At 56.2% G+C, this 24,249-nt stretch carries 23 protein-coding genes; 16 read left to right on the top strand and 7 right to left on the bottom strand.

What is annotated here, in order from left to right:
- Positions 1 to 180 precede the first annotated feature (180 nt).
- A complete protein-coding gene (locus tag AB1L30_RS24455; RefSeq protein ID WP_367016902.1) occupies positions 181 to 1,590 on the top strand; it encodes a DUF1570 domain-containing protein in 1,410 nt (469 codons plus the stop codon).
- 150 nt (positions 1,591 to 1,740) lie between these two features.
- The gene (locus AB1L30_RS24450) at positions 1,741 to 2,385 is read left to right on the top strand and encodes an FKBP-type peptidyl-prolyl cis-trans isomerase (protein ID WP_367017878.1); all 645 of its coding nucleotides are present in this window, start codon (positions 1,741 to 1,743) and stop codon (positions 2,383 to 2,385) included.
- A 61-nt stretch (positions 2,386 to 2,446) separates the two neighbouring features.
- Here AB1L30_RS24450 and AB1L30_RS24445 read toward each other — a convergent pair whose 3' ends face one another.
- A complete protein-coding gene (locus AB1L30_RS24445; protein WP_367016900.1) occupies positions 2,447 to 3,037 on the bottom strand; it encodes a hypothetical protein in 591 nt (196 codons plus the stop codon).
- Between the two features lie 90 nt (positions 3,038 to 3,127).
- Positions 3,128 to 3,934 carry a phosphatase PAP2 family protein gene (locus tag AB1L30_RS24440; protein ID WP_367016898.1) on the bottom strand — a complete coding sequence of 269 codons (807 nt, stop codon included), beginning with the start codon at positions 3,932 to 3,934 and terminating at the stop codon, positions 3,128 to 3,130.
- Positions 3,935 to 4,099: 165 nt separating this feature from the next.
- On the opposite strand from AB1L30_RS24440, the gene AB1L30_RS24435 reads away from it, so the two are divergent.
- The 12 genes from AB1L30_RS24435 to AB1L30_RS24380 all read left to right on the top strand — a co-directional run bounded on the left by AB1L30_RS24435 (position 4,100) and on the right by AB1L30_RS24380 (position 15,803).
- Entirely contained in the window at positions 4,100 to 5,854 is a 1,755-nt protein-coding gene (locus tag AB1L30_RS24435) for a glycosyltransferase family 39 protein (RefSeq protein ID WP_367016896.1), read from the top strand.
- Between the two features lie 157 nt (positions 5,855 to 6,011).
- Positions 6,012 to 6,401, top strand: coding sequence for a response regulator (locus tag AB1L30_RS24430; protein WP_367016894.1), 390 nt, complete (start codon positions 6,012 to 6,014; stop codon positions 6,399 to 6,401).
- 27 nt (positions 6,402 to 6,428) lie between these two features.
- The gene (locus tag AB1L30_RS24425) at positions 6,429 to 8,120 is read left to right on the top strand and encodes an ATPase, T2SS/T4P/T4SS family (protein WP_367016892.1); all 1,692 of its coding nucleotides are present in this window, start codon (positions 6,429 to 6,431) and stop codon (positions 8,118 to 8,120) included.
- Between the two features lie 9 nt (positions 8,121 to 8,129).
- Positions 8,130 to 9,272 (top strand): type II secretion system F family protein, encoded by a 1,143-nt coding sequence (locus AB1L30_RS24420; protein ID WP_367016890.1) that lies wholly within the window; start codon positions 8,130 to 8,132, stop codon positions 9,270 to 9,272.
- A 129-nt stretch (positions 9,273 to 9,401) separates the two neighbouring features.
- Positions 9,402 to 9,728 carry a prepilin-type N-terminal cleavage/methylation domain-containing protein gene (locus tag AB1L30_RS24415; RefSeq protein ID WP_367016888.1) on the top strand — a complete coding sequence of 109 codons (327 nt, stop codon included), beginning with the start codon at positions 9,402 to 9,404 and terminating at the stop codon, positions 9,726 to 9,728.
- 10 nt (positions 9,729 to 9,738) lie between these two features.
- Complete coding sequence (locus tag AB1L30_RS24410; RefSeq protein ID WP_367016887.1) at positions 9,739 to 10,245, top strand: prepilin-type N-terminal cleavage/methylation domain-containing protein; 507 nt, start codon at positions 9,739 to 9,741, stop codon at positions 10,243 to 10,245.
- 148 nt (positions 10,246 to 10,393) lie between these two features.
- Positions 10,394 to 10,822 carry a hypothetical protein gene (locus AB1L30_RS24405; RefSeq protein WP_367016886.1) on the top strand — a complete coding sequence of 143 codons (429 nt, stop codon included), beginning with the start codon at positions 10,394 to 10,396 and terminating at the stop codon, positions 10,820 to 10,822.
- Entirely contained in the window at positions 10,812 to 11,327 is a 516-nt protein-coding gene (locus AB1L30_RS24400; protein ID WP_367016885.1) for a prepilin-type N-terminal cleavage/methylation domain-containing protein, read from the top strand. Before AB1L30_RS24405 ends, AB1L30_RS24400 begins: the two co-directional genes overlap by 11 nt.
- 5 nt (positions 11,328 to 11,332) lie before the next feature.
- Positions 11,333 to 11,740 carry a hypothetical protein gene (locus AB1L30_RS24395; RefSeq protein ID WP_367016883.1) on the top strand — a complete coding sequence of 136 codons (408 nt, stop codon included), beginning with the start codon at positions 11,333 to 11,335 and terminating at the stop codon, positions 11,738 to 11,740.
- A gap of 7 nt (positions 11,741 to 11,747) precedes the next feature.
- Positions 11,748 to 13,262: a PilN domain-containing protein gene (locus AB1L30_RS24390; RefSeq protein ID WP_367016881.1), complete on the top strand. Its 1,515-nt coding sequence runs from the start codon at positions 11,748 to 11,750 to the stop codon at positions 13,260 to 13,262.
- Entirely contained in the window at positions 13,249 to 13,893 is a 645-nt protein-coding gene (locus tag AB1L30_RS24385; protein ID WP_367016880.1) for a hypothetical protein, read from the top strand. The genes AB1L30_RS24390 and AB1L30_RS24385 overlap by 14 nt, the downstream gene beginning before the upstream one ends.
- 92 nt (positions 13,894 to 13,985) lie before the next feature.
- Entirely contained in the window at positions 13,986 to 15,803 is a 1,818-nt protein-coding gene (locus AB1L30_RS24380) for a secretin N-terminal domain-containing protein (RefSeq protein ID WP_367016879.1), read from the top strand.
- On the opposite strand, the gene AB1L30_RS24375 is transcribed toward AB1L30_RS24380, so the two are convergent.
- The 5 genes from AB1L30_RS24375 to AB1L30_RS24355 form a co-directional block, all read right to left on the bottom strand.
- A complete protein-coding gene (locus AB1L30_RS24375) occupies positions 15,800 to 16,279 on the bottom strand; it encodes a hypothetical protein (RefSeq protein ID WP_367016877.1) in 480 nt (159 codons plus the stop codon). The two genes, AB1L30_RS24380 and AB1L30_RS24375, sit on opposite strands and share 4 nt — an antisense overlap.
- Before the next feature lie 142 nt (positions 16,280 to 16,421).
- Positions 16,422 to 18,041 (bottom strand): hypothetical protein, encoded by a 1,620-nt coding sequence (locus AB1L30_RS24370; RefSeq protein ID WP_367016875.1) that lies wholly within the window; start codon positions 18,039 to 18,041, stop codon positions 16,422 to 16,424.
- Entirely contained in the window at positions 18,038 to 18,985 is a 948-nt protein-coding gene (locus tag AB1L30_RS24365; RefSeq protein WP_367016873.1) for an ABC transporter ATP-binding protein, read from the bottom strand. Before AB1L30_RS24365 ends, AB1L30_RS24370 begins: the two co-directional genes overlap by 4 nt.
- Before the next feature lie 3 nt (positions 18,986 to 18,988).
- Positions 18,989 to 21,259 carry a hypothetical protein gene (locus AB1L30_RS24360; protein ID WP_367016871.1) on the bottom strand — a complete coding sequence of 757 codons (2,271 nt, stop codon included), beginning with the start codon at positions 21,257 to 21,259 and terminating at the stop codon, positions 18,989 to 18,991.
- A 3-nt stretch (positions 21,260 to 21,262) separates the two neighbouring features.
- On the bottom strand, positions 21,263 to 21,550 hold the full coding sequence (locus AB1L30_RS24355) for a hypothetical protein (protein ID WP_367016869.1): 288 nt from the start codon (positions 21,548 to 21,550) through the stop codon (positions 21,263 to 21,265).
- A gap of 156 nt (positions 21,551 to 21,706) precedes the next feature.
- On the opposite strand from AB1L30_RS24355, the gene AB1L30_RS24350 reads away from it, so the two are divergent.
- Positions 21,707 to 22,129, top strand: a complete 423-nt coding sequence (locus tag AB1L30_RS24350) for a metallopeptidase family protein (protein ID WP_367016868.1) — start codon at positions 21,707 to 21,709, stop codon at positions 22,127 to 22,129.
- Between the two features lie 111 nt (positions 22,130 to 22,240).
- Entirely contained in the window at positions 22,241 to 24,241 is a 2,001-nt protein-coding gene (gene nadE, locus AB1L30_RS24345; RefSeq protein ID WP_367016867.1) for an NAD(+) synthase, read from the top strand.
- Positions 24,242 to 24,249: the final 8 nt, after the last annotated feature.

Here is a 24,249-nt window from a genome sequence, read left to right as displayed (position 1 = left end):
CAGAATTCGGGAAACTTTTTGGATTTCCAGCTCAGAGATTCGGGTTGTTCGTGAAAATTGCTTGCTGCAATGGCAGGTGTCACGACAATGGAGGGGCAGTCACGCCTTTTCGTGACTAAATTTCACGCACCAGCCTTCTCCTCTTCTCGCTTTCGGATCCAATCTCGAGGGAAAACAAGCATGCTGCAGCGTCGCCCCTGCATCTGGCTCGGTCTTGCCTGGTTCATTGTGACTAGTGGGGCCCAAGCGGTATCGGCACAAACACGTGTTACGGTCCCGGACCCCCGGGCCTTCGGGCTCGATATCAAACCGGGGCTGGTCCTCTATAACGTGACCGGCAATGTCGAGTTCCGCACCGAAGAAGGGGAAAAAGCGGTTGGCCGCATTCAGGTCGCCATCGACAGGAGCCTGGTGATCGAGCAGCCCGACGGTCGCCTGGTCACGCGGCCGATCAACGAAGTCAAAAAGACCGACGCGACCTTCGAGGGGATGGATCGGAAACAGCTCGAAAAGAAGCTGCAAACCGAGCACCCTGGTTTCAAGACCTTCACCTCGCGGCACTTCATCTTCGTCTACAACACCTCGAACGAGTTCGCCCAGGGGACCATGCGAATCATGGAGTCGATGCTGCCAGGCGTGATGGCCCATGCCAAGCGGCAGAAAATCGACGTCCACGAGCCTGACGTACCGCTGGTGGTGCTGATGTTTGAGACCGAGCGGGAATACAAGGACTTCGCCCAACTGCCTGACGGCGTGGTCGCGTACTACGACATCCTCGAAAACCATGTCGTCATGTACGAAAAGCCGATGCAAACGCCCTTCAAATGGGAGCTTTACTATCGCCAAGCGATCTCGACGATCTCGCACGAAGGTGCCCACCAGATTCTGCACAATATTGGGGTGCAGCAGCGTCTGTCGCGTTGGCCGATGTGGATCTCGGAAGGAATCGCCGAGTATTACGCTCCGACCGATTTCGGCAAGCGAATGCGATGGAAAGGGGCCGGCGACATCAATGATATGCGGATGTTCGAGCTGGAGTCTTACCTGAAGGCGAAAGACGCCGACCAGGCGGACGGCACCATGGTCGACGATACGGTCGGAGCCAGCAGCTTGACCTCGACCGGGTATGCCTCGGCCTGGGCGTTGACCCACTATCTGGCGACTCGGCGGAAGTTGGAGTTCGACAAGTTCATGAAAAAGGTCAGCGAGCTGCGGCCGCTGGAAGGGGCGATCGAACGTGGCGACAACGGCAAGGTGACGTCCAACTCGGAGGTGTTCCAAGAGTACTTTGGCGAGGACCTGGCCGAGATCGAACGGAGCCTGGTGTCTCACCTGAAGTCGCAGCCGTACGACCATCCTTTGAAGGAGTTCCCGCATTTGGTCGCATCGGTGCGTGTAAATATCAACAACCGAACCTTCGGCACGGCCAACGTCTTTCACAACCAAGAACTAGCCAGTCGCTGGCAGCAGGAACAGATCCGAAAACTAGACGCCGCCCACCAACAAAGTGCCCAGGCTGCCGTTCAAGTCTTCCCAAACCGCTCGGCAGCGGAGCGGTTTGCCACCCAATGGTTGAAGGCCAACAACTAGCGTTTTTCGTTCCCCTCTCTTTCCCCAACTGGGGAAAACCCCGATAATTGCCCAAATGGCTCGGTGAAATGGTCATCGAGACTGCCCGTCCCGGGATCCCACCTATAGCCCGAAAGGAAATTCATGTTTCGTTCACTTAGTGCCATCGCGATGGTGCTGGTCGCTCACGCGGCATTTGCCCAGGAGACAAAATTGGAGACGACCGAACAGAAGGCTTCCTACGCGATTGGTCGCAATATTGCGAACGAAGTTGCCAATCCTGATGTTCCCTTCGATATCGAAGCTCTGGTCGCTGGATTCCGTGATGGTTTGAGCGGTGCTGAATCGAAGCTGACCGAAGAACAGATCGGCGAAGCTTTGCAGGCCTTCCAGACCTTGGTTCAGGCCAAGATGATGAAGAAGATGGAAGAATCCGCAAAGGAAGGTCAAGCCTTTCTAGCTGAGAACGCCAAGAAGCAAGGCGTGAAGAAGACCGACAGCGGCCTGCAGTACGAAGTGCTGACCCCAGGTACCGGTGCGACGCCAAAGCTGACCGACTCGGTGGTTTGCCATTACAAAGGCACGCTGATCGACGGTACCGAGTTCGATAGCTCGTACAAACGCGGCAAGCCAGCAACCTTCCCCGTCAATGGTGTCATCGAAGGGTGGACCGAGGCGCTGCAAATGATGAAGGTGGGGGGCAAGTGGAAGCTGGTCATTCCTTCCGAACTGGCTTACGGCCCACAGGGTCGTCCAGGCATTCCACCGAATGCCGTTCTGGTGTTCGACATCGAACTGCTGGACATCGCCAAGTAAGCGATCGTTACCCGGTCGTACGCAACACACGAAAAGCCTGCTGCTGGTCAGCAGGCTTTTTTTATGGCTTCAGCTTCGGCAAGATGCCGCCCAGTTTCTGATGCACATCTTGCGTCTGCCGAACCACCAAAACCCGGTAGTTGCTGAAGTAGAAAATGCTTCCCTGGCCGCCATGAATGTCCCAAGTTTCCGGATCGATGGTCGTGGTGATCAAGTCGATCAACTCGGTCGCCCCTGGCTCGTCAATCGCACCGCCGCCGGCCGCACCGGTGGATGACTCGCTCTCGGAACTGTCCGAGACGTAGTTCGACGGAGTCGAAGTTTTCGGCAGTTTTTCGAGGTCGTCGCGAACCGATCTCAGGCGAGAACTCAGCTTGGCTTGCCATTTCTCTTGCTCGAATTCAGCGAACTCTTCGTTCAGCATCATCTCGGCATATAGAGCGCAAATCCGCACGATCGCGTCACGCCGGGTGTCAAACGACTCGCTGGTCGCTTCATCGCGTAGGGCCACTCGGATAGCGCTGCGGATCTCGTGAGGTTTCAGCGGTGGCTGTTCCTCAATAGATTCCAGCGCGGTCACGTTCGTGGTGGCAGGTTCTGGCATTGTGGGTGGTGCAGTAACCACTGCGATCAGGCAAAGCCATGCCGACATCGAAGACTCCTTGAGCAATCCATAAAAGAGATTCCCCTGAGTCTGACAGATCTCACGTCGTTTGGCCAACGATTGGCAGACGAATCGAGGTTAGGCCGGTGCCTGTTTCGATCGACGCGTCTTGATCTTTTGTTCGAGCCAGCCGACCAGTTCCGGCAGCCTTCCGTACGTCAGCAGAAACGTCGCAATCAACAAGCCCAACGCCGCGCCCAGGCAGACGTCGCTGGGGAAGTGCATGCGGAAGACCACCCGCTGAAAGCAGGCAAGCCCAGCGACCAGCAGGAAGTACCACCGGGCGTGGGGATACAAAAAGCAAAGCCCCACGCACAAGCCTGCTGCTGTTGCGGAGTGCCCCGAAGGAAAGCTTTGATAAGCCGCCTGGCGAAGTTCCTCTTGGTTAAACCAGTTAAGAAAGGGAAACCACTGATAAAAACTGTCCCCTATGGGGCGAGAAAAATCGAAAGCATGGGGGCGATAGCGAGCTACACCGAAGAACTTGCAGACATTGGCCGTCAGCCCAGCTCCGAAGGCGGTTCCCAGGAGGATGCCGACTCGCCAGCGATTCTCGAGATCGAGGGCGAAAACTGCCAGGACCACCATGATCACACCGGTGCCATGCCCGAAGATCTCGGACAGGGCAATCAGCTTCTTCAAATCGCCACCGATGAAACGGAACTCGTGCGGGGGGGCCGCCAGTTGGCCGCTGACCGAATGATCGATGAAGAAGCTCAATATGCCGCAAATTGCCAGGATTCCGGAGAGTACCAGAAAGAAGCGAGGTGAGAAGCGACGTTCTTTATCTTCAATCGTCGCTGGCGAATTGATCGCAGGGGAGGGGAGTGGGCTGTCCGAAATGGAAGCGGCAGATTCCCGTTCCACGTGGTCCGTATTCACCATATCCAGTTAGTCCGATGGAAGTTAAACAACGTGCAATCGCCAACTTAACTCTTTCGACTCGTTTGACCAATGGCATTCACGGGGTTGCGAACTGCCATTGGAGGAACCTGCCCTGTTCCGCTAAACTCCTGAGCCTGTATCGCGTGCAAGCAAAGGAATGCTGTCATGTTCGGCGTGAATCAAAACTGGGGACTGCTGGTCGGTCTCTGTTTGATCGTTTTCTTTTTCAATCTCGGTGGACCGAAGTTGTGGGATCGTGACGAACCTCGCAACGCCGGCTGCGCGATTGAAATGATCGAAGCCGCGGACTGGGTCGTTCCTCGTTTCAACGACGAGCTTCGTACGCACAAGCCGGTCATGCTGTATTGGCTGATGATCTCGGCATACTCGATGTTCGGGATCAGCGAGTTCAGTGCTCGTTTCTTCTCGGCCGTCCTCGGAACGCTGACCGCTCTGCTTACCTACGACATCGGACGACGGCTATTCAGTCCGTCGGTTGGGTTATGGTCGGGCATCTGCCTGGCAACGACGTTGATGTTTACGGTGGCTTCACGCGCGGCGACTCCAGACGCGCCGTTGATCTTCTTCGTGACGCTTGGTTTGTGGACCTACGTGTTCTTCAGCTTCACGAATGAAGAAGGGGAATCGGCAACGCCGCGAACTTATTACCCAACCCAGTGGTGGCAGGTCGCCCTGTTGTATGGTTCGTTGGGCTTGGCCGTATTGTCGAAGGGCCCGGTCGGCCTGGTGTTGCCGACGGCAATCATCGGGATGTTTCTGTTGATCATGCGACTGGCACCTGCCGAACCGACCCACAGTTGGTTCCAGTGGGGGCTGTCGCTTTTGCGGCCCTTTTACCCGCTGCACTTCCTAAAGACGGTCTGGTTCATGCGCCCGGTCCTGGCAGTCGTTGCCTGTCTGGCGGTGGCTTTGCCTTGGTATATCTGGGTCGCGATGCGAGATTACCGGTGGATCGAAGGCTTCTTCTTCGAGCACAACTTGAATCGTGCGGTGACCGCCTTCGAAGGGCACTCGGGGCCGCCGATCTATTACCTGGTGGCGATCTGTATCGGGTTCTTTCCCTGGTCAGTCTTTTTCACGCCAATGCTGCTGGACGTTCGTCAGCAACTGCGAGGCGACTCGAAGCAGAAAGCTGCGATCATCTTTTGCTGCTGCTGGGTTGTTGTGTGGCTCGGTGCGTTCTCGGTCGCCCAGACCAAGTTGCCTAGCTATATCACGCCGATGTACCCAGGTCTGGCGCTGCTGGCGGGGTTGTATGTTGCTCGCATGGTCGAGAAACGGAGTGAAGTTTCGACGCGCTGGCTCGACCTGGCCTTTGGCATTACGACAACCGTTGGTGTTGTGCTGGTAGCCGGCCTGGCTGTTCTGGCAGCGAAGTTCCTGCCCGGCGAAGAACTGGTTGCCCTGCTGGGCATGGTGTTGATTGTCGGCGGTGGTCTGGCCTGGTGGCGGAAGTCGCAGCAGAACTACCAGCAAGCGTTTCGCTTGTTCGCGATGACATCGATGCTTTTTGTTTTGGGACTGTTCGGCGTGATTGCCCAACGTGTTTCCAATCATCAGGCGATCGATAACCTTTTGGCCAAGATCGAACAGGCCGCGCCCGATGCGCAGCTTTGCTCGTTCGGTGTGAGCGAGGCGAGCTGGGTCTATTATGCCCGGCAGCCAGTGAAGTTCATTCCGGAAGATCCAGCCGATCTGGAAATGGAGTTCGCCCACGGAACGAACACCATTCTGTTGACCACGCCGGAGAAACTGGAAGAGCTTCCCAGTGAACTGCGTGGTATGCTGACGGAAGTAGCTCGTGAGCCTTACTTCCTGAAGGACTATCCTTTGATTGCCTTGCGTCCGACCCCCGAACTGGTCGAAGTCGCCTCGCGCAAACAGACCGCTTCGTACTAGGGAAACCCGCGAGGGGACATGTTCCGGTTGCATTGATTGCAACGTCTATACTGCCCACGTCCCCTTTATCTCTTGGCAGATTTGCTTGCCTTCCAGGGAAAGCTAAGGTTGTGCGTCGAATAGCGACACCTTTGGCTTCCTTCAGAAGGATTTGATCATGCGCGAGAGCAATCCCTGCATTCTGGTTGTTGAAGACGATCCGCTGCTGGCCGATATCACTGCGTTTCGGTTGGAGCTTTTGGGTTTTGACGTGCAAACGGTCGAGACCGCGGAAGATGCCATTGAGTTGTGTGAAGAGAGCCATGTGGACGTGGTGATTGTCGACCTGGAATTGGCCGGGATGAAGGGGCTGGAACTGATCAACCAGCTTCAGTTGGGCGAGGAGACCCACGAGACGCCGATTCTGGTCTTCTCGACCGACCCAAGTCTCGACGTGGTCCAGAAGGCATTCAAGGCTGGGGCAAAAGACTACCTGGTGACTCCGTACGACCCTGCGGTCCTCGAACATAAGATCGAGCGATTGCTGTCGCCGGAAACGGTCACCTGATTTACCAGCAAGTACTAGAGAATAAGCATGGCAGGACGTCTTGGCGACATCTTGGTAGCCCGCGGGCATATCACGCAAGAACAACTCGAAGCGGCCCTTCGCAGTCAAGGTTCTGAACTGGGTATGTTGGGGGCTATTCTACTGCGCCGAGGCCTGGTGACTCGTCAGCAGATTGGTTCTGCCCTCTCGGAACAATTTGAAGTTCCCTTTGAAACGATCGTTCCCGAAGCAGTGAACCCACAGTTGGTGCGTTTGCTGCCGGAAGAATTCGCCCGTAGTCGCACCACCGTTCCCGTTGGTTTGCGACAGCGCCGCCTGCAACTGGCGATGGCCGCGCCGGACGATATCGAAACGATTTCTGAAGCGGAATTGATCACCGGCTACCCGATCGACCCGATCGTCGGCTTCTCGGCCGAAATTCAAGAGACACTCGATCGCGGCTTCGACGATAAGATTGTCGCCCGTCAGACGATCGTCGACATGAAGCTGCAGGAACTCGCGCAGCACGAAGATGTCGACGTCGAGGCGGAAAAGATCGCCGCTTTGAACGAAGAAGAGTCGGCTCCTGTGGTGCGACTGGTGAAGTCGCTCCTTTCCGGGGCCATCAACTCCGGCTCCAGCGACATTCACTTGGAACCGCACAAACCGGAAATGCGGGTGCGTTACCGTGTCGATGGTCAGCTCCAGCAGGTGATGACCATCCCGAATCACATTGAAGAGGCGGTGATTGCCCGTATCAAAGTGATGGGAGACATGGACACCACCGAAACCCGCCGACCGCAAGATGGCCACATCAGCATTGAAGATGGTGGCAAGAACGTGAACTTCCGTGTGAGCATCATCCCGACGGTGTTGGGTGAGAAGGTGGTGATGCGATTGATCGACGAAAGCTCGAAGGTCTTCCGCATGGACCAGTTGGGCTTTAGTGGTGTCGATAGCCAGCGGCTGCAGGAACTGATCGACAAACCGCACGGCATGCTGGTCGTGACCGGGCCCACCGGTTCGGGGAAATCGACCACGCTGTACGCGATGCTTTCGGAATTGAACCAGGTGCATCGCAACATTGTGACGGTCGAAGACCCGGTCGAGTATCGCTTGCCAGGCATCACCCAGGTTCACTCCGACAACGAGTTCGGTCTGGGCTTTGCCAACGCGTTGAAATACATCATGCGACAAGACCCCGACGTGATCATGGTGGGCGAAATTCGTGATCATGAAACGGCAACCACCGCGGTGCAAGCCGCGCTGACGGGGCACTTGCTGATCAGTACGCTGCACACCAACGATGCCGTCGGTTCGGTCGCTCGTTTGAACGACTTGGGAATCGACCATTTCCGCATCGGAGGCTCGCTGCTGGGAAGCGTGGCGCAGCGTCTGCTACGAACGATCTGCCCTCACTGCAAAGAGCCTGCCAAACCAAATCAGGCGATGCTCGATACGGTGGCACGCCGTTGTAAGATTCCGGCGGATGCGATGTTCTATCATGGTCGCGGCTGCAATAAGTGCCTTGGTAGCGGCTACCAGGGTCGTGTTCCGGTGTTCGAGATCATGGTCAACACGCACCGCATGGCGGAAGCGATTGACCAGGGAATGCCGCATGGCAAGCTTCGCGAATTGGCCGTTCAGGAAGGGATGACCGACCTGCTGAGTGGTGGCGTGCAGATGGCCGTTGCAGGCCGAACCACGCTGGAAGAAGCCTACTTCAAGACAATGGGGTAAGCAAAAGCCATGAAAGCAACCGCAGCCCGAACTCGAAACAGCACCGGTGGGATCGGGGGGCTATTCCGCTGGCTCCATTCGATTCAATTGACGCCCAAGCGAAAGTCTCGCGGCGTTTCCAAGCGACGTCTGGGCGAAGTCTTTTCGCACCTGGCCACGCTATTGGAAAACGGCGTGACACTGCCCAAAGCGATCCTGACGATCTCGAACGAATCGTCGATGCGTTGGGGGAAGTCGCTTTTGCAGACGCTGCATTCGGCGATTGAGCGCGGCGATAGTTTCTCGAAGGCTCTCGCTCGCGAAGAGGGCGTGTTCGACGAGATTGTGATTCAGCAGATCCGCATCGGCGAACGCTCGGGCAACGTCCCGCAAGTACTTCGCCGCATCGCCGATCAAATGGAAACGGATAACGATCTACGCTCGCGCATCTATAAGAAGCTGAGCTATCCAACGATTGTTACCCTGGCCGGCACCGGCGTGTGTGCCTTTATGATCTTGTTCATCTTGCCGGTGTTTGAAGAAACCTACCGCAAGTCGAAGATTCCGCTACCATTGCCAACCCAGGTATTGGTCAGCACAGGCCAGTTTTTGACATCGTATGGCTGGATCATATTTATAGGGCTGATCGGTATCGGCATCGCCGTTCGTCAGTTGCGACGCAACCACAACCTGGCCATTGCGATGGATAGTCATATTCTGCGGCTCCCTCTGATCGGTCCCTGGTTGGTCGATATTGCAATGCTGCAGTTCATGGATGCGTTGGGAACGATGCTGCAAAGTGGCTTTCACCTGGCAGATGCCTTGCTGCAGTGCCAGGGCGTCGTATCCAATCTGGCAGTCGATGAAGCCATCGGATCTTTGGGAAAAGCTGTGCGTCGAGGGGAACGCTTGAGCCGGGAAATGGATCGGCATCAGCACTTGTTTCCTCCGGTGGTCAGCCAGTTGGTGATCGTGGGCGAGCAAACCGGCAACTTGGGTCCGGCCAGTCGTCAAATTCGTGATCACTTGAAGAAGGATATCGAACGGAAGACCGACAGCTTCGTACGTGTAGTGGAACCAGTCACGACGATTCTGATGGCTTTTCTGGTGGGAGGGATTCTGCTTGCGATTTATATGCCGATGTTTGGCATGTTAGATCTCGTCGAGAGATAACGTCGTCAACGGCGACCTAGATTTAAATGGCTGACATCGTAGCAAGTGAAAACAGTACGAAATCTCTCGAATCAGGGCAGGGTATCCGGAAACCCCATTCAGATAAACCCGTTAGGCAGCAGTGGAACAATGTATCGAGCCAGTCTAAATCGAAACCGTCGTGGTTTCTCGTTGTTGGAACTTTTGGCCGTGGTGGTGATCCTCGGGATTATCGCCGCGATCGTCGTGCCCCGTGTTAGCACTTCGAGCGCCTTGGCGAAGCAACGCGTGAACGAGCACAACATTGCCACGCTGAATGCGGCAGTGGAACGCTTTTACGTCAACACCGGTTCGTGGCCAAGTGCCCTGAGTGATCTGGGTATCGACTACCTGCCTGATGGCGTGCCGACCGTGCCAACCGATAGCTCGCTCAGCTACACGATCGACGGCACCACGCATCGTGTGAGCGCCAACTAAGTTGGTTCCGATGACGATCGATACCCAAACCAGTAATGACCGCGCACAACTTGTGACGCGGTCATTTGCGTTGCGGCGCCACGGTTATAGCCTGCTCGAGATGCTGGCGGTGGTGACCATTCTTGGTTTGCTGGCAGCGATCGGCGCGACTCGGATCTCTCCGGGGCTGAAAGGAAACCTGGCGGCCGGTAGCGATTCATTTCAGATTTTGATGGCCCTTCGCCAGGCCCGAACGGCCGCGATTGCCACCGGCGACAATCATCGTCTACGGATGCTGGCCTCCTCTGGCACGATCACAGGTTTTCAAATCGAAAGGGACGGCGGCTCGACGACGATTGTCGAAGGACCGCATACCTTGTCTTCGGATACGACGATCACCCAGGTCGGCGGCGACGCCACCTTCAACTTCCAGGGTGAGGCGACCGTCGCTCCGGTAATCACGTTTGCCGGCCCAGATCGCACGGAGCGGATAACTGTCATTTCCGCCACCGGATGGGGATTGCTCCAGCAGTTTTGAGCGAACGATTTCCGCGTTCCGGTTCCCCTCTTTTTGACGACGTTTTCTGGTGACCTATTCTTACAAGTCCTGATGCGCACGTTGCATTCTTGCCACGGCGTCGGGTTTCCGAAACCATCAGGACGAGAAGCACCGGGAGTCAGGGATCATGAAAAAGTCGCGGCCAGGTTACAGCCTGTTGGAAGTGGTGATTGCCACATTCCTGATGGCGCTGGCAATTATCCCCGCGATGAACTTCATGGCCGGAGCGATCCATGCCAGCCACGAGTTGGAAACATGGAATTACATGAACCTGTTGGCGGTCGGCAAGCTGGAAGAACAGTTAGCGGCGGCCGCTCCTGACTTCACGGAAGGAACGTACGCTGGAACGTTTTCCGATGTCGGTTTGCCTTCGGTGCGGTACATGGCCACGCGAACGACTTCGCCGGCATACGGAGGAATTGCGGACCAGCTGATGGTGGTGACTGTCACGGTATGGAACGACGAAAATGGAAATGGCGGGCAAGATAGCGGAGAGCCTGAGGTGACCTTCGCCACGAAACTCGCCAGCATGAAGATCTATCAAGATGGTGCCTAGTCAGACTCTAACAAAATGCGGATTTAGCCTGCTAGAACTGCTCGTCGCGATGAGCTTGCTGGTCTCGGCCGTTACGGCGGTGTCGGTGCTGATGCGCGTGAACTACGACACCTGGATCGATCATCGCAGCGACAGTTTGCGACATGAAGCGGCCGTGGGTGTGCTGCGGCATATGGTTCGACAAATTCGCCAATGCCAGGAAGTCTCCGCGATCAGTGCCGCGGGAGACAGTTCTGGCAGTTTGACGCTGCTCATGCCGAACGGTTCGTCAGTGATCTGGGACCATGCCGGGACGAACGTCTACTTCGGAACGACAACGGCAGACCAACTGCTCGGGAACCATATCGCCGCGTTGTCGCTGGTTGGATACGAACAAGATGGGATCACACAAACGACCGATCCGAGTGCCGTGCAGTGTATTCGGATCACGGTGACGTATGCGTTACCGCAACGGTCGATGGCCAGTCGGTCGCTAAAGGCCCACGCATGGGTGAGGGCCTTTTAAGAACCATGGAAAGTACCATGCGCCAGGTCATGACTTATCAAAGCAAACGAACGCGGCCGCGTCGCGGCGGTTTCGCGCTGCTGTTGGTACTGATCGTGATGGTCGTCACTTCGATCATCCTGGCAGGCATGGGCAACGGGCTGACAACTCAGTTCGCAGCGTATCGTAACACGGCCGACTACGATAAGGCCCAGTACCTGGCCGGAGCTGGAGTGCACCATGCAGTCGCGATGCTCGAGGAAGACATCAATTGGCGAGGCACGATCAGCAATATTGAACTGCCCGTGGGCAGTGGCAATCGATACAGCGTTACCGCGACCGATGGAAATCCAGGTCAGGTGATCGTCACCGCTCAAGGGGAAGCGGGCAACGTGACACGACGTTTGGAATGCACGGTCAGTACGAGTGGCTAAAAGCAACATGGCAGCAACATCGAAAAAGAAGAACGACAAGCGACCTGTATTTGCCTTCCAAATCGGGCACACGAAGATCCGCGCCGTTACCTATCGCGTTGAAGGTGGCAACGTTCTGGAATGCGAGCCGTTGGAAGAAAACTGGCAGGATGGTTCTCTGAAATTGTCTTCCGAAGAAGGGAAGAGCGGACTCAAGCAAGCCATTCGCCGATTGCTGAGCAAATTGCCGCGAACCATTGACGAAGTCACCATCGCGTTGTCGGGCGAGTTTTGCGTGACACGCGTTGTGAGCGATACGAACGAAATCGTCGCGCACGAAGTTCGCGAGATCGAATCGCGTAGCAGCTTGTACCTTTCGCTGGGGCATGGTCCCAAGCTGGTCGCCGGGAGCATTGTTCAGCAAGATCCGAAACATCAACACGCGACCGTATCGGTGGTGCACCGGCAAACGATCGAAGCAATTTTGGAAGTCACCCGATCGCTCAACCTCAAGGTCAAATCGGTCGAACCGGCGGTGATTTCGCTGTGCCGTCTGCTGGGGGCTTTGGAACTCGATAAGCAGGCACCGGCATTGCTGGTTTGTCCTGGGCAATCGGGCGTCGAGATCGCGATCTCGTACCAGGGGCATCTTTACCTCGACTACCGTCCAGCAGGTATCAAGACGCAGGAAGAGATTGCCAACATTCTGGTCCATCACTTGGAACGCCTGCAGCGTTACTGCCGACGTCATGCTCGTGTGCTACGGGCTTCGATCGGATCGGTCTATCTGTCAGGCGAACGGTTTCGTGTCGATGCGATTCGTCAGCAGCTTGGCGATCGCGTCGAACTACCGATCCAGATTTTGGAAACGGCCATCTCGGGGAATGATGTCTCCGACCTGATTCGAACTGTGCCGGTCGCCTACTACGCCGCAGCGGGTGCAGGTTTACTCACATTTCGAGAATACGCCACGCCGGGGCCTAACCTGACCGAACGCCTTCGATCTGATCACGAAGAAAACCTATGGCTGCGTGCGGCACGAGTATTCGCTCCTTTGGCGGCGACAATCGTACTGGCCATAGGCGTCTGGGGATACTTGTTCACACAGCGCTGGGAGCTGCAGCAGAAGCAAGCTAGGGCGAGTGAGCTGGAGCCGGTCCATCGCGAGGCAATCTTGCTGCAAGGAGTCATGGCTCGCGGACTGGAAACCTTACAGATGCACAACAAGCTAAGTGCCATGCTGCCTCGAAAGCCTGTGGCAAGCTGGGTCCGCGATATTGGCCAGCATGTTCCGGAAGATACCTGGCTAACCGGGATCACCTTGGGAAGTGACGGTGATATTACCGTCGAAGGCAATGCTATCACCGAGCCAAGTGTGTTCGCTTATGCGGAACATCTTAAGCGGCTCTCGTTCACCGATCGAGCTACTGTCGACGGGGCGATTCCAAGTAATACGAAAGCGGGGCCAGCGATCAAGTTTACTATTCACTGCGACATTGACGTCTGGGAAGAGTTGGAGAGTCGGAACGATGATAGCATTTAAGACGGCCATGATCCGACTCATCCGCCATCCATCGTCGTTGATGATCGGCATAATCGTAACTTTCGTTGTTGCGCTTCTGACGCTAATTCCGGCAGCCGATGAATATTCGGCAATACAAGAACGATCGGAGGAAGTTGAGTTCCTGGTCAAACAGGGGACGACCGATCGAGATGGACTGGCAGCTGCCCAGGCTCGGTTCGCCGAAATTCAGGAGGAGTTGAAGAATCACCATCAGCGGATCATCGACGATGATTCTGCACACCGAGTTCGCGAGACGCTCGTCAAATTTGCTCGTTCGTCGAAATGCCATCTGCGTCGTGTTGACGTTGGGCCGGTTCGGGTTCGACAGTGGTACGAGGAAGACAGCCCGGTCCAAACCGTTTCGACTGCCAACCGAGGCAAGAAGACCGACTTCCGGCTGGAAGTTCGCGAAATGCGGCTGACACTGACCGGCACCATGCAACAGATCGAGAGTTTCCTCGACAAGTTCGAGACCTTGGATGTTCAAATGCATTTACAGCAGTTGAACTTAAAGGCACTGGATGCCAACGGAGATCAGATTCAACTGGAAGTTTCACTCCAACTGTTTGGAATTCGACGGCCTACGAAAGAGGAAGCGTTGAAGTCGTAACCGGCTTGCCCGGGGCCGACCCCTTCCAACGTTCCTGACCACGCGAAAGCAACGGAATGTCACGACGCCAGGATGGCAAAAGACACGCCATAATGAACAACCGCACGTCCGAGCGGCGATCCTTCCCTGGGAAGTTTCTGCCGGGCGTGACGATGTTGCTGTTGTCGTTGCTGCTTTCTCTCTTTAATTCAGCCACCGCTAAGGCGGAAGGCATCAGCCCCCGCATCGAAGCCGCACTGAGGCAGCGGGGCGATTTGAACCTCCGGGAAACGACCCTCCCGCACGCTTTGCGGACGATTGGGGAAGTCTGGAATATCAACGTTGTCATCGGTAGCAAGGTGGAAGGAACCATCAATGGGACTTTCCGCGATGCACCACTGTACGACATTCTCGATTCGATTCTACTGCTTAACGGTTATGGCTATCGCCCGGTTGGCGACAGCCTGGTGATTGTGCCGCTGGCTGACCTCGGTTCTTCGAACCCCATGTTCCGGTCCGAGACGTTTCCTTTGAAACATGCCAACGCGGTTGAAATCATACCCGCGCTCGAGTCGCTTCGCTCGCGCGGCGGATCGATCCAGGCCATCGCCTCGGCGAACAGTCTGGCCGTGGTCGACTACCCCAACCACCTCGATATGATTCGCACCGCGGTTCAGCAAATCGATCAAGTCGCCGCCAATTCCGGGGCATCGGCAGGCAACCGAGTGATCACGGACGTGTTGAACTATCGCCCCGAATACCTCAACGCGAAGAGCCTTCTGGAAGCGGTTCAGTCGCTGATCAGTGCCGACGGCCGTGCCGCGATCGTGGAAACCGAAAACCAGGTAATCGTGATTGATCGGCCTGAGAACCTGCGAATGATCCAATCGATGCTGCAGCGCGTCGACGTGCCGAAACCACAGGTCCGCATCACGGCGTTGATCTACGACATCGACCTTGACGATACCGAGCAATTGGGTGTCGACTGGTCGACGATCTTCAAAGGTCGTCCGGACGCCAACGGCGTGCCGCAAAATGTGTTCGGAATTGATTCCGCCTTGTCGATTCCTGTCGCGGCTGGCGATCCGACCGGCGTAATGACTTTTCAGACATTGAACGGTAGCATCGATCTGACCGCGGTCGTGAACGCGGTTCGGCAGATGGATGACTCGCGATTGCTGGCCGACCCGAACGTAGTGGTGGTCGACCGAGAGAAGGCAATGATTCAGATCGTTACCGAAATCCCTTACCAGCAACTGACGCAGACTTCAGCTGGCGGTAACATCGGTACGACTGCCTTTCGCGAAGCAGGCGTGATGCTGACCGTAACTCCGCGGATCTCGAACGACGGTACCATCGAAATGGATGTCACTCCATCGTTTAGCCGTTTAACTGGCTACAGCGATGGTGCCAATCCGCAGCCGATTATCGACCGCCGTGAAACGATGACAACCGTTCGTGTCGCCGACGGCCAGGTGCTGGTGATTGGTGGGCTCCGGCAGCGAGCCGATATCATCAACGAAAACGGAATCCCTTACTTGAAGGATATCAAGTACGTCGGCAAGCTGTTCCGTTATCGCAGTACCGAGGTCCGTGAAAGCGAGTTGGTCGTTTTCCTTCGGACCGAGATTCTGCCATGCCCAAGCCCTGGCGTCGATTGCCGCCATACCGATGCGTACGAAGAAAGCTTCACCAAGCTGGACGCGATTCCGTTGGCGTCGGAGTTCCCATGGCCGAAAATGAGCCCACCACCACCCGGCAAGCGTGCCACGTCGTTTGGTCCTGATCCACGTCGCCAGCCACAGCCTGGGTTGTCACCTGAAGGCGTGCCGCCGCAAGAGATGACGTACGAAGAACCGATTCCGCAGCCCAACAACAGGATGCCAATTCGCGAGTCGCATTTGATCCAGCGATTCCCAGCGGTTCGCTAGTCAATCCGCAGCGTGATCTGTTCCAGGCCCTTACGAAGCGTCGCTTCCGTTTTGCCAACCAGGGTCACTTCCCAGTCGTTGACGAACTCTCCGACGACGGCATGACTTACCTTGCCGCCTGTTTCAAAGAGGGCGATCTGCTGGGAATCTCGCCGGGCCGTTCCTAGCAGGCGAATGTCCGATGTCCTTGATTCGAGCTGGCTGTCTACGGTGCGCGTCGTCACCATTGGGGGACGAAAAGGGTTACGCGGCACGATCTGGCGGCGGGGATCGTTGGTGACGACCGACGTCGCAATCGCGTCCGCCGTCGGCGAGATCGCCTCGGTTGGAGCGGTCTCTGAAGGCGTAGCCGACAAATTTCCGGAAGGCTGAGCCACAGCATTCACGGCCGCTGGCTGCGATCCACAGCCCAGCACGGCCCAAGCCAAGGGCAGGGTGGCGAGCAATCGGAGATTAGGCAGTAAGCTTCGGTTCATGGCAGCAGGTCGGGCATCGACTTCACAAGGAAATTAGGGTCCTCGCAAAGATAGGTCGGGCATAAGGCGTACTGGTCTGCGCGGCTGGTGAAGCATGCAGCAACTGGAGCCGTCTACCTGCATAATCGCTACAACCGAAAAGCTAAGCCAATGGATCGGCATCGTCTTCGATTGTCTGCGGAATGTCGACCGCCTGGTCGGGCAGGTACTTGGTGTTGGTCTCTCGCTGCGGAACGAGTTCCTTCGAACTGATTCCCAGATTGACCAGGAAGAAGAAAGCCATCCCCACACTGCCAAGAATCAGAACGAGGGTAACTTCGTCGCTGAGCAGAAAGGTGCCTCTACTGGAACCTCGAAAGTAGAACCACATCGGATTGGTGATGTGGGGGAAGTTGCTGTATCCATTGCGCGTCATGATCTGGAAGAGCAAAGGAAGCATCATGCCGCCCAGCAGCAGGAAGAAGTGTAGGAACGCGGACAGGTAAATGTCGACCCGAAAATACTTCGAGATTAGCGCCACCATCACGCGTCCCAGTCCAAGATAGCAGGCAGGGTAAAGCAGCATGCCGTACGTGTATCGAGTCGACTTCATGAAATCGGAATAGCTTAGACCCTGAAGGCTGTTGATGAACAGCACAAAGATCGACACGATACCAACGTTGAACAAGCAGGTCATTACGAACAGATAGCCACGTCCAGGGCCAGGCAGCATCCAATTGGTCCAGACTCTTTCAACCGCCGAAAGCGGAATGCTTCGCTTGATGCGGGGCGAGAGGACGGTCGACTCTCCGTTCATGAAGATGCCCGCGATGCCCCAGGTCAAGCAAAGCAGCATGACGCAGGTTTCCAGGATGAAGTTCGCTTGCGGCGCTCTCAGGCACCAATAGATCATCCAACCAAGAATCACGAAGTGCTGTATCAACAGCATTCGCCGCACGCCAGCACTTCGATTCTCACTTTCAAAGGTGATTTGTGCAGCTGCCAGTTCGATCAACAGGAAAAGCATGCTGAACGAGTAGCTCCAGAGCATCAACGTCGCCATCCAGAAATCGGGGTGGTTGTATTCCCGCCACTCGGTCGATTCCAGGATAAGGCCATAGCAGGCTGTCAGGGCGCTAATGAATGCGATCAGGTACAAGATGATCACAATCACCGATAACGCCGATTGCCATTGCCGTTTCCGAGAAACGCAAGCCAACATCAGTCCCGATGCCGACAGCACCACCGACAGCAGAAACACGACTGTCAGCGCGTACCCGATCGTGATGATGTCGATCCCGCGAAGCAGATACGTAAAGGCGATACAGGGCGCAATCGCGGAGAAGTAAACCATCATCTGCACGATGGCACTGATCAGCTTTCCCCAGATGATTTGCCTGGGATTGAGCGTCGAGATGGAAAGCAGTTCAAAGGTGCCATCTTCCCGTTCCGCGGCCAGCGATCGAAAAGCGCTGAACGGGATAATTACCGCCAGGGGAAACAGCAAGATATCGAGATAGCCAACCAGCAGCAGTGGGCCTGCCGAAGCATACAGGATCTGCGGATAGTTAATAAAGATCGCAAACACCGACCATAACCAACTGGTTACCAGCACCAAGGCAAACGTGACCGCAAACTGGCGGCTCTTGAGTGCCTGACGGGTCTCTTTGACCAGGATCGGATTGAAATACTCGCTAGTATTTTCGACCCACCGATCAATCTTCAACAAGCGGGGATCGGTATCAGTTGTGGTAGCGGAAGCCGGAGTGTCTGCCGTGCTCATTGGACTCGCCCTTTCGTTACGTTGAGGAAGACGTCTTCCAGGGTCGAGTGACGGGCACCAAATTCGGCGATGCGAAAGCCTGCCTCGATCATTTCTTTCAGCAGAACGGCTTCTTCGGCTCGTTCACCGAGGTGCGAAAAGTGAAGAAGCTCGCCATCGATCACGATCTCGTCGTACACTTCGCGGGACGTGAGCCAGTCGGCCAGCCCCTGCGTGTTTTCGAGAACACGAATCCGAACGCGGCTATTGCTGCGTTGCCCTCGCTGAATATCCGCCACACTGCCGGTTGCCAGCAGTTGGCCTTGTTCGATGATGCCAACCACGTCACACATCTCAGCCAACTCGGTCAGGATGTGCGAGCTGATTAACACCGTCTTTCCAGCATGGGCCAACCGGGCGATCATTTCTCGCAGTTCGATACGAGCCCGCGGATCGAGCCCGGCCGCCGGTTCATCCAGGATGAGCACCGAAGGATTATGGATCATGGCTCGGCCAAGGCACAGTCGCTGCTTCATCCCTTTCGAGAGACCGCTGATCGGTTTCTCGGATAGAACGTCGAGCCCGGTGAAGGCCATCGTCTCTTGCAGGGCTTTGCGGCGATCGTCTCCTTTCAGTCCATATGAACGGGCAAAGAAGTCGAGGTACTCGCGGCAATTGACATTCGAGTAGACGCCGAAGGCATCAGGCATGAAACCGAGCCGACGCCGGACCTGGTCGGGATCGTTAATCACCGAGTAGCCATCGACCAGGGCGTCACCAGCGGTCGGCAGATCAAGCGTGGCCAAAATCCGCATGCTGGTCGTTTTGCCAGCACCATTCGGGCCGATGTAGCCGAAGACCTGGCCGGCGTAGACTTCAAACGAGATATCGTTGACCGCCTTCGTGGAACCGAAGAAACGATGCAAGCGACGCAGTTCGATCACTGGGGTACGTGTGCTGATCATGGCTTACCACTCTCCCAGAATAACGTCGAGGGAATCGTGCGAGCGATTGATCTCGGTACCGAACGGCGTTTGGTCGAAGTTGTCGACGATTGCAAGATACTTCCGGCGATGCATGCCCGGTTGGCCTCGCAACGCATGAAACCAATTGCGGAAGTCACTCTCGGCAAGTGAGTCCTCGTAACGAGCGTCTTGCAGATAGATTTCGGGCATCTCGTGGGTCGGCAGCGTGTAGCGACGTGGCTGGTAATAGCCGATGGAATCAAAGTTGCTGGGCAAGCGAGGACGCTGGGTTTCGATATAACGCTGCACGAATTGATGCAGTTCTTCGGTGGCAGGTTCGAGCGGCTTCTCGCCGCCGTCTGCGATGTTATTTCCGTAAAGGAACTCTCCATTCTCGTCGACCAGTAGCAAATAGCGAATCTTGGTACCGAGATGATTGGTGACCGTTGTGCCTTCGCCGGTGGTGCGAACGTCCAGCTTCTGCTCCGTCTGGAATGGATGGATCACGACGTACTGGGCCGTGACTCGCGTGGGAAAATAGGCCCCGCGAAAGGTTTGATCGTCGTTCCATTGAATCTGACGATTGCTTCGCCCGTCGCCAAAGGGGGAGTACTCTAGCTCCGTCACCTTGGCATCCTTGGGGAACTTAAGCCCTGAATTCAAAGCAAGGCTGGCATAATAGGCCTGGCGACTCCAACTGACTCCGGTTCCATCGCGTTGATTCAAATGCGAAACAGTACGAACCCGGGCCGTTGTACCAAATCCATCCATCACAACGGCATAAGCCATCAACGACAGCGTGACGAATAGTGCCCCTGCGGGAATCGTGAACAGTAGCAGGTTCAATCGGCCTGACATTCGAAGCATGAAGTAATTTACCGGGCCAATCAGAATGACAAACATGGTGATCAGCAGGGCGAACGTCAACGCAGGCGCCTTGCCGACGCCAGGAATCAAAAACTCCCAGAAGGTATCGTTCTGTCTTAATCGCGAGAAGCCATTTCGCTGGTACCAGGCCAGCCGTTCTTCCCCAAAGCTCCGGAGCACGCGATTCCATGTCTCCGTGGTGCCAGGGAAAAGCGTGTGTTCCGAAAGGACGATCTTTCCGAACTCTTCCGTCGTGGCATCGAGTGCGAGCGGCGGTATGGCACCGGAAGTGGACGGGATTTGCCCCTTGTTGATTTCACGCGTCGCGTCTCCAACGACTTCGATCGGTGCGTACCGATTTTCATCGTTGACGCGGTAATCGTCTTCACGACTCTTGAGTCGCTCGAAGTAGTCTTGTGACGTCAGACTGCTGGCAGGGAATGAGATGTGTTTCCAGTCGTCCTCTGTGTCGCTTAAATCGCGACCCAGCAGTCGATCGACCTTGCTCTTGCCATCGGGGCCACCTTCGTACAGAAGCAAGTTGCCACCGCACCGCAGCCATTGGTGGATGGCCGCGAACTTCTCAGGGAACTCGCTGGCGAGGGTCTCTAGATCTTCCAACTCGAAGATGATGAGGTCGGCCGAACTGAGGGCAAGCCAGTCGTTGGGAACATCGCCAAGTGGTAGAAAGTCTTGTCGCGTGATGTTGCCAAACCCGAGCGGTATTGCTCCGTACTTCGAGGGTTGCATCAGTTGTCGTGTTTGGCTTTGAAAGAACGCGAGTTCGTTTAGCATCACGCGGTAATCAGGGACGTCGCCCGTCAGATCCCCATCGTTGACTTGCTTGCGAATTTCAGTTGCCCACGTTACGCGGTCGCTGCGGTCCGGGGCGTTCCGATGGAAAACGATCGTCGCTGGAAAGGCCTCAGTGAAGTTGGCATCTCGCTGGTTACCGTAGCGAACGCTGGTGCCGCCAGAGAGCTCCGGGAGCATAGCTCCCGATTCGGACGTATTGACCCGCAGCGACTCCCAGCGAAAGTGCTGCGGAATAAGAACCGTTTCGGTGACCGAGCTTTCCCCTTGCGGCAGCTTGATCTCTTGCGTCACCAACGGGAACGGCTGTTCGGCTCGATAATAAGTGAACTGAGGCTGCAAGCTAACACGAAGTCGACGGTCAGCCGGGGTCGGTTTGCCATCGGCAGTGGAAATGGTAACGCGGACCGGACGGTAGCCACTGCCATCGATCCAGCGATTGTCGACGGAAAGAGTCAGTCCCGATACCGGTTTGTGGGTAGGGATCGGAAATTGAAGGTTCGTTCCATCTTCAGCGGCAACATGAGAAAGTGGAAGGCAGACGAGCAGCCAAGCCAGAATTACTGTGATTCTTATCCAATGAAGTGCAGGCACCGGCTATTCACTTTCGTTGGCACGAGGTGGCAGAACTTGAGGTGCCGGCTGGTCTGTGGCGAATGGAGACTGGGCTCGAACAGGGTTCGACTTCGCTTCGTAACTGCTGGTCAGCAAGGCGAGGAAACCGAGCACCATATGCGTGCCGATCCATAGCCCGACCCCGAAAACCAGGATCGCAACCGCTTTCGCCCAGTCCGCCCCGAGGAACGCCTGGCGAATGATAAGCGAGGTGACTGCGGCGAATGCCACGAAAACGAATAGTTTGGTAATCGAAAAGCGTTGATTCATGCCCCCCATTGTCTCTGCCGGGGAACGGTTTGCAAGCAGTTTGCAATATGGGGGTATTCGTCTTGACTGCGACCTTATCGGGCCGGCGGCATCCAAGTTTGTGAAATTTGTTTTCCGGGTTGGCGGGGGACTGTCGCCAGCAAATAATTCCCGATAATGGACGATCACGCAGCAGGGGAGATCATGGAAAAAGTTCATCGCGACAACTTCGATTACTACCTCGAGTTGGTTCTGGCCAACTTGCCGCCCAATATCGCGCAGCTCTTGGACCGCGTCCCGATGATCGTCGAGGACTATCCTTCCGACGCACAGCTTAAAAAGCTGGGTCTTCACCATCGCCGACAACTGTGTGGTTTGTATACCGGCATTCCGCTGACGCATCGTTCGATTGAAGGGCCTGCGGTTCCTTCCGATGCGATTCAGATCTTCCGGGAGGGGATCCTGGCTCAGACGCATCACGTCAATGGTTCGATCACGCCGGATGGGCTGGCCGAACAGATTCGGATCACCATTCTGCACGAGCTAGGCCATCACTTCGGCATGACCGAAGAAGACCTAGACGAAATCGGATATGGCTAAATTTGGCGAGCCTTTTTCCTTGCGGCTGTGTCCCTCGGTTGACCGATAGACCCGATGGAACCCATCGGGTAGCTTGATGGATGGAACTCGCAACTTCGGGGAAACAACATCGTGCTGAACGTCAAAGTCGCTGCCGCCGTCTTGAACCAGACTCCTATGGACTGGGAAGGAAACGCCCGGAACATTCTTCAGGCCCTCGATCAAGCACGTCAGTCGGGAGCCTCGGTCGTTTGTTTGCCAGAACTTTGCATCACCGGCTATGGCTGCGAGGACGCCTTTCTCTCCGCTGGAATGCGGCGGATGGCCTGGGACAAATTGCAAGAGCTTGTGCCAGCAACCGAAGGCCTGGTTGCTTGTTTCGGCCTGCCGATTTCGTACCGCGGCTTGGTCTTCAACGTCGCGGCAATCGCGGCCAATGGCAAGCTGCTGGGCATGGTTCCCAAGAAGAACCTGGCAGGGGATGGCATCCATTACGAACCACGCTGGTTCAAGCCCTGGCCAAGCGGTAAGCGGGCGTTCTATGAAGAGGATGGCCTGAAGATTCCTTTGGGTGACCTGGTCTTCGATTTCGATGGCATCATGCTCGGTCTTGAAATTTGTGAAGATGCCTGGGTCGCCAGCCGCCCTGGTGGTCGTCTCGCGGAACTGGGCGTCGACTTGATCTTGAATCCAAGTGCCAGCCACTTCGCGTTCGACAAGCAGGAAGTCCGCCGCCGTTTTGTACTGGAAGGCTCCCGGGCGTTTCATGCTGCTTACGTCTATGCGAACCTGCTTGGCAACGAAGCAGGTCGAGCGATCTACGATGGCGGGGCCATGGTCGCCTCGGAAGGGCGTTTGCTGGCGGAGGCTCCGCGATTCAGCTTTCTCGATAGCGTGGTCACGACAGCGGTAGTCGATGTCGACGTGAACCGCATGAATCGAGCCAAGAGCGATGCGTTCGTCTTGAACTTCGATGCGGCCCGCGATCAGGTCGTCGAGTCCGACTTCGCGCTGCCGCACTGCGAACCTGATGTTGTGTCGATTGAAGAGCCGGCGTGGGAAGCTTCGGACAATTTGAAAGAAGAAGAGTTCACCCGGGCGGTCACGCTGGGGCTGTTCGATTACCTGCGCAAAAGCCGCTCGCGTGGCTTCGTGGTTTCGCTCTCGGGTGGCGCCGACTCGGCGGCTGTGACAACGCTTTGTGCCTACATGGTTCAATTTGGTTTGAAAGAACTTGGCGTCAGCCGCTTCGCCAAGAAGCTTGCCTATATTGCTGGCCTGGAAGGAATGGCCGATGCCGCCGAGATCAACCAAAAGCTGCTGACGTGTGTCTATCAGGCAACGCGCAATAGCGGCGACGTGACCCTCAACGCGGCTAGGGCGGTTGCCGAGACCGTCGGGGCTGGCTTTCACTGTGTCGACGTCGATGACCTCGTGCAGAAATACATTGCCTTGGGAGAACAAGTCGAAGGCCGCCCGCTGACCTGGGAGCAAGACGACATCGCCCTGCAGAACATTCAAGCACGAACCCGTTCGCCTGGCATTTGGCTGGTAGCGAACCTGAAGAATGCCTTGTTGCTTTCGACCAGCAATCGATCGGAAGCGGCGGTCGGCTATGCCACGATGGATGGCGACACCAGCGGTGGTCTCTGCCCGATCTCTGGGATCGACAAGGCCTTCCTGCGGACGTGGCTGGTCTGGATGGAAGAGCATGGTCCCGCAGGCATCGGTTGTCTGTCGGCTCTTGAGAAAATCAACAAGCAGCAGCCAACGGCCGAACTGCGACCCGCAGATCAGAAGCAGACCGACGAAGCCGACTTGATGCCGTACACCATCCTCGATGCGATCGAACGGCTGGCGATTCGTGACAAGCAGACGGCGGTCGAAGTTCTTTCGCACCTGCTGCATCGCTATCCAGGGCACACGGCGAAGGAACTTGGCGGTTACGTCGAACGGTTCTTCCAGCTATGGAGCCGGAATCAATGGAAGCGAGAGCGATATGCACCTGGATTCCATCTCGATGACGAGAACCTCGATCCAAAGACCTGGTGCCGCTTCCCGATTCTCTCCGGCGGATTCCGGAGCGAATTGAAGGTGATGTGGGATCGCGTTGCCGAGCTGGAAGCGGACTAGCCGCTTCG

Origin of the sequence: Bremerella sp. JC817 (assembly GCF_040718835.1) — a bacterium.
Taxonomy (GTDB): Bacteria; Planctomycetota; Planctomycetia; order Pirellulales; family Pirellulaceae; genus Bremerella.
This window is presented reverse-complemented; position numbering and strand designations above follow the sequence as displayed.

Coding starts and splice junctions, on each gene's coding strand:
- AB1L30_RS24455 (WP_367016902.1), top strand. CDS start 181: ATGCTGCAGCGTCGCCCCTGCATCTGGCTCGGTCTTGCCTGGTTCATT.
- AB1L30_RS24450 (WP_367017878.1), top strand. CDS start 1,741: ATGGTGCTGGTCGCTCACGCGGCATTTGCCCAGGAGACAAAATTGGAG.
- AB1L30_RS24445 (WP_367016900.1), bottom strand. CDS start 3,037: ATGTCGGCATGGCTTTGCCTGATCGCAGTGGTTACTGCACCACCCACA.
- AB1L30_RS24440 (WP_367016898.1), bottom strand. CDS start 3,934: ATGGTGAATACGGACCACGTGGAACGGGAATCTGCCGCTTCCATTTCG.
- AB1L30_RS24435 (WP_367016896.1), top strand. CDS start 4,100: ATGTTCGGCGTGAATCAAAACTGGGGACTGCTGGTCGGTCTCTGTTTG.
- AB1L30_RS24430 (WP_367016894.1), top strand. CDS start 6,012: ATGCGCGAGAGCAATCCCTGCATTCTGGTTGTTGAAGACGATCCGCTG.
- AB1L30_RS24425 (WP_367016892.1), top strand. CDS start 6,429: ATGGCAGGACGTCTTGGCGACATCTTGGTAGCCCGCGGGCATATCACG.
- AB1L30_RS24420 (WP_367016890.1), top strand. CDS start 8,130: ATGAAAGCAACCGCAGCCCGAACTCGAAACAGCACCGGTGGGATCGGG.
- AB1L30_RS24415 (WP_367016888.1), top strand. CDS start 9,402: ATGTATCGAGCCAGTCTAAATCGAAACCGTCGTGGTTTCTCGTTGTTG.
- AB1L30_RS24410 (WP_367016887.1), top strand. CDS start 9,739: ATGACGATCGATACCCAAACCAGTAATGACCGCGCACAACTTGTGACG.
- AB1L30_RS24405 (WP_367016886.1), top strand. CDS start 10,394: ATGAAAAAGTCGCGGCCAGGTTACAGCCTGTTGGAAGTGGTGATTGCC.
- AB1L30_RS24400 (WP_367016885.1), top strand. CDS start 10,812: ATGGTGCCTAGTCAGACTCTAACAAAATGCGGATTTAGCCTGCTAGAA.
- AB1L30_RS24395 (WP_367016883.1), top strand. CDS start 11,333: ATGGAAAGTACCATGCGCCAGGTCATGACTTATCAAAGCAAACGAACG.
- AB1L30_RS24390 (WP_367016881.1), top strand. CDS start 11,748: ATGGCAGCAACATCGAAAAAGAAGAACGACAAGCGACCTGTATTTGCC.
- AB1L30_RS24385 (WP_367016880.1), top strand. CDS start 13,249: ATGATAGCATTTAAGACGGCCATGATCCGACTCATCCGCCATCCATCG.
- AB1L30_RS24380 (WP_367016879.1), top strand. CDS start 13,986: ATGAACAACCGCACGTCCGAGCGGCGATCCTTCCCTGGGAAGTTTCTG.
- AB1L30_RS24375 (WP_367016877.1), bottom strand. CDS start 16,279: ATGAACCGAAGCTTACTGCCTAATCTCCGATTGCTCGCCACCCTGCCC.
- AB1L30_RS24370 (WP_367016875.1), bottom strand. CDS start 18,041: ATGAGCACGGCAGACACTCCGGCTTCCGCTACCACAACTGATACCGAT.
- AB1L30_RS24365 (WP_367016873.1), bottom strand. CDS start 18,985: ATGATCAGCACACGTACCCCAGTGATCGAACTGCGTCGCTTGCATCGT.
- AB1L30_RS24355 (WP_367016869.1), bottom strand. CDS start 21,550: ATGAATCAACGCTTTTCGATTACCAAACTATTCGTTTTCGTGGCATTC.
- AB1L30_RS24350 (WP_367016868.1), top strand. CDS start 21,707: ATGGACGATCACGCAGCAGGGGAGATCATGGAAAAAGTTCATCGCGAC.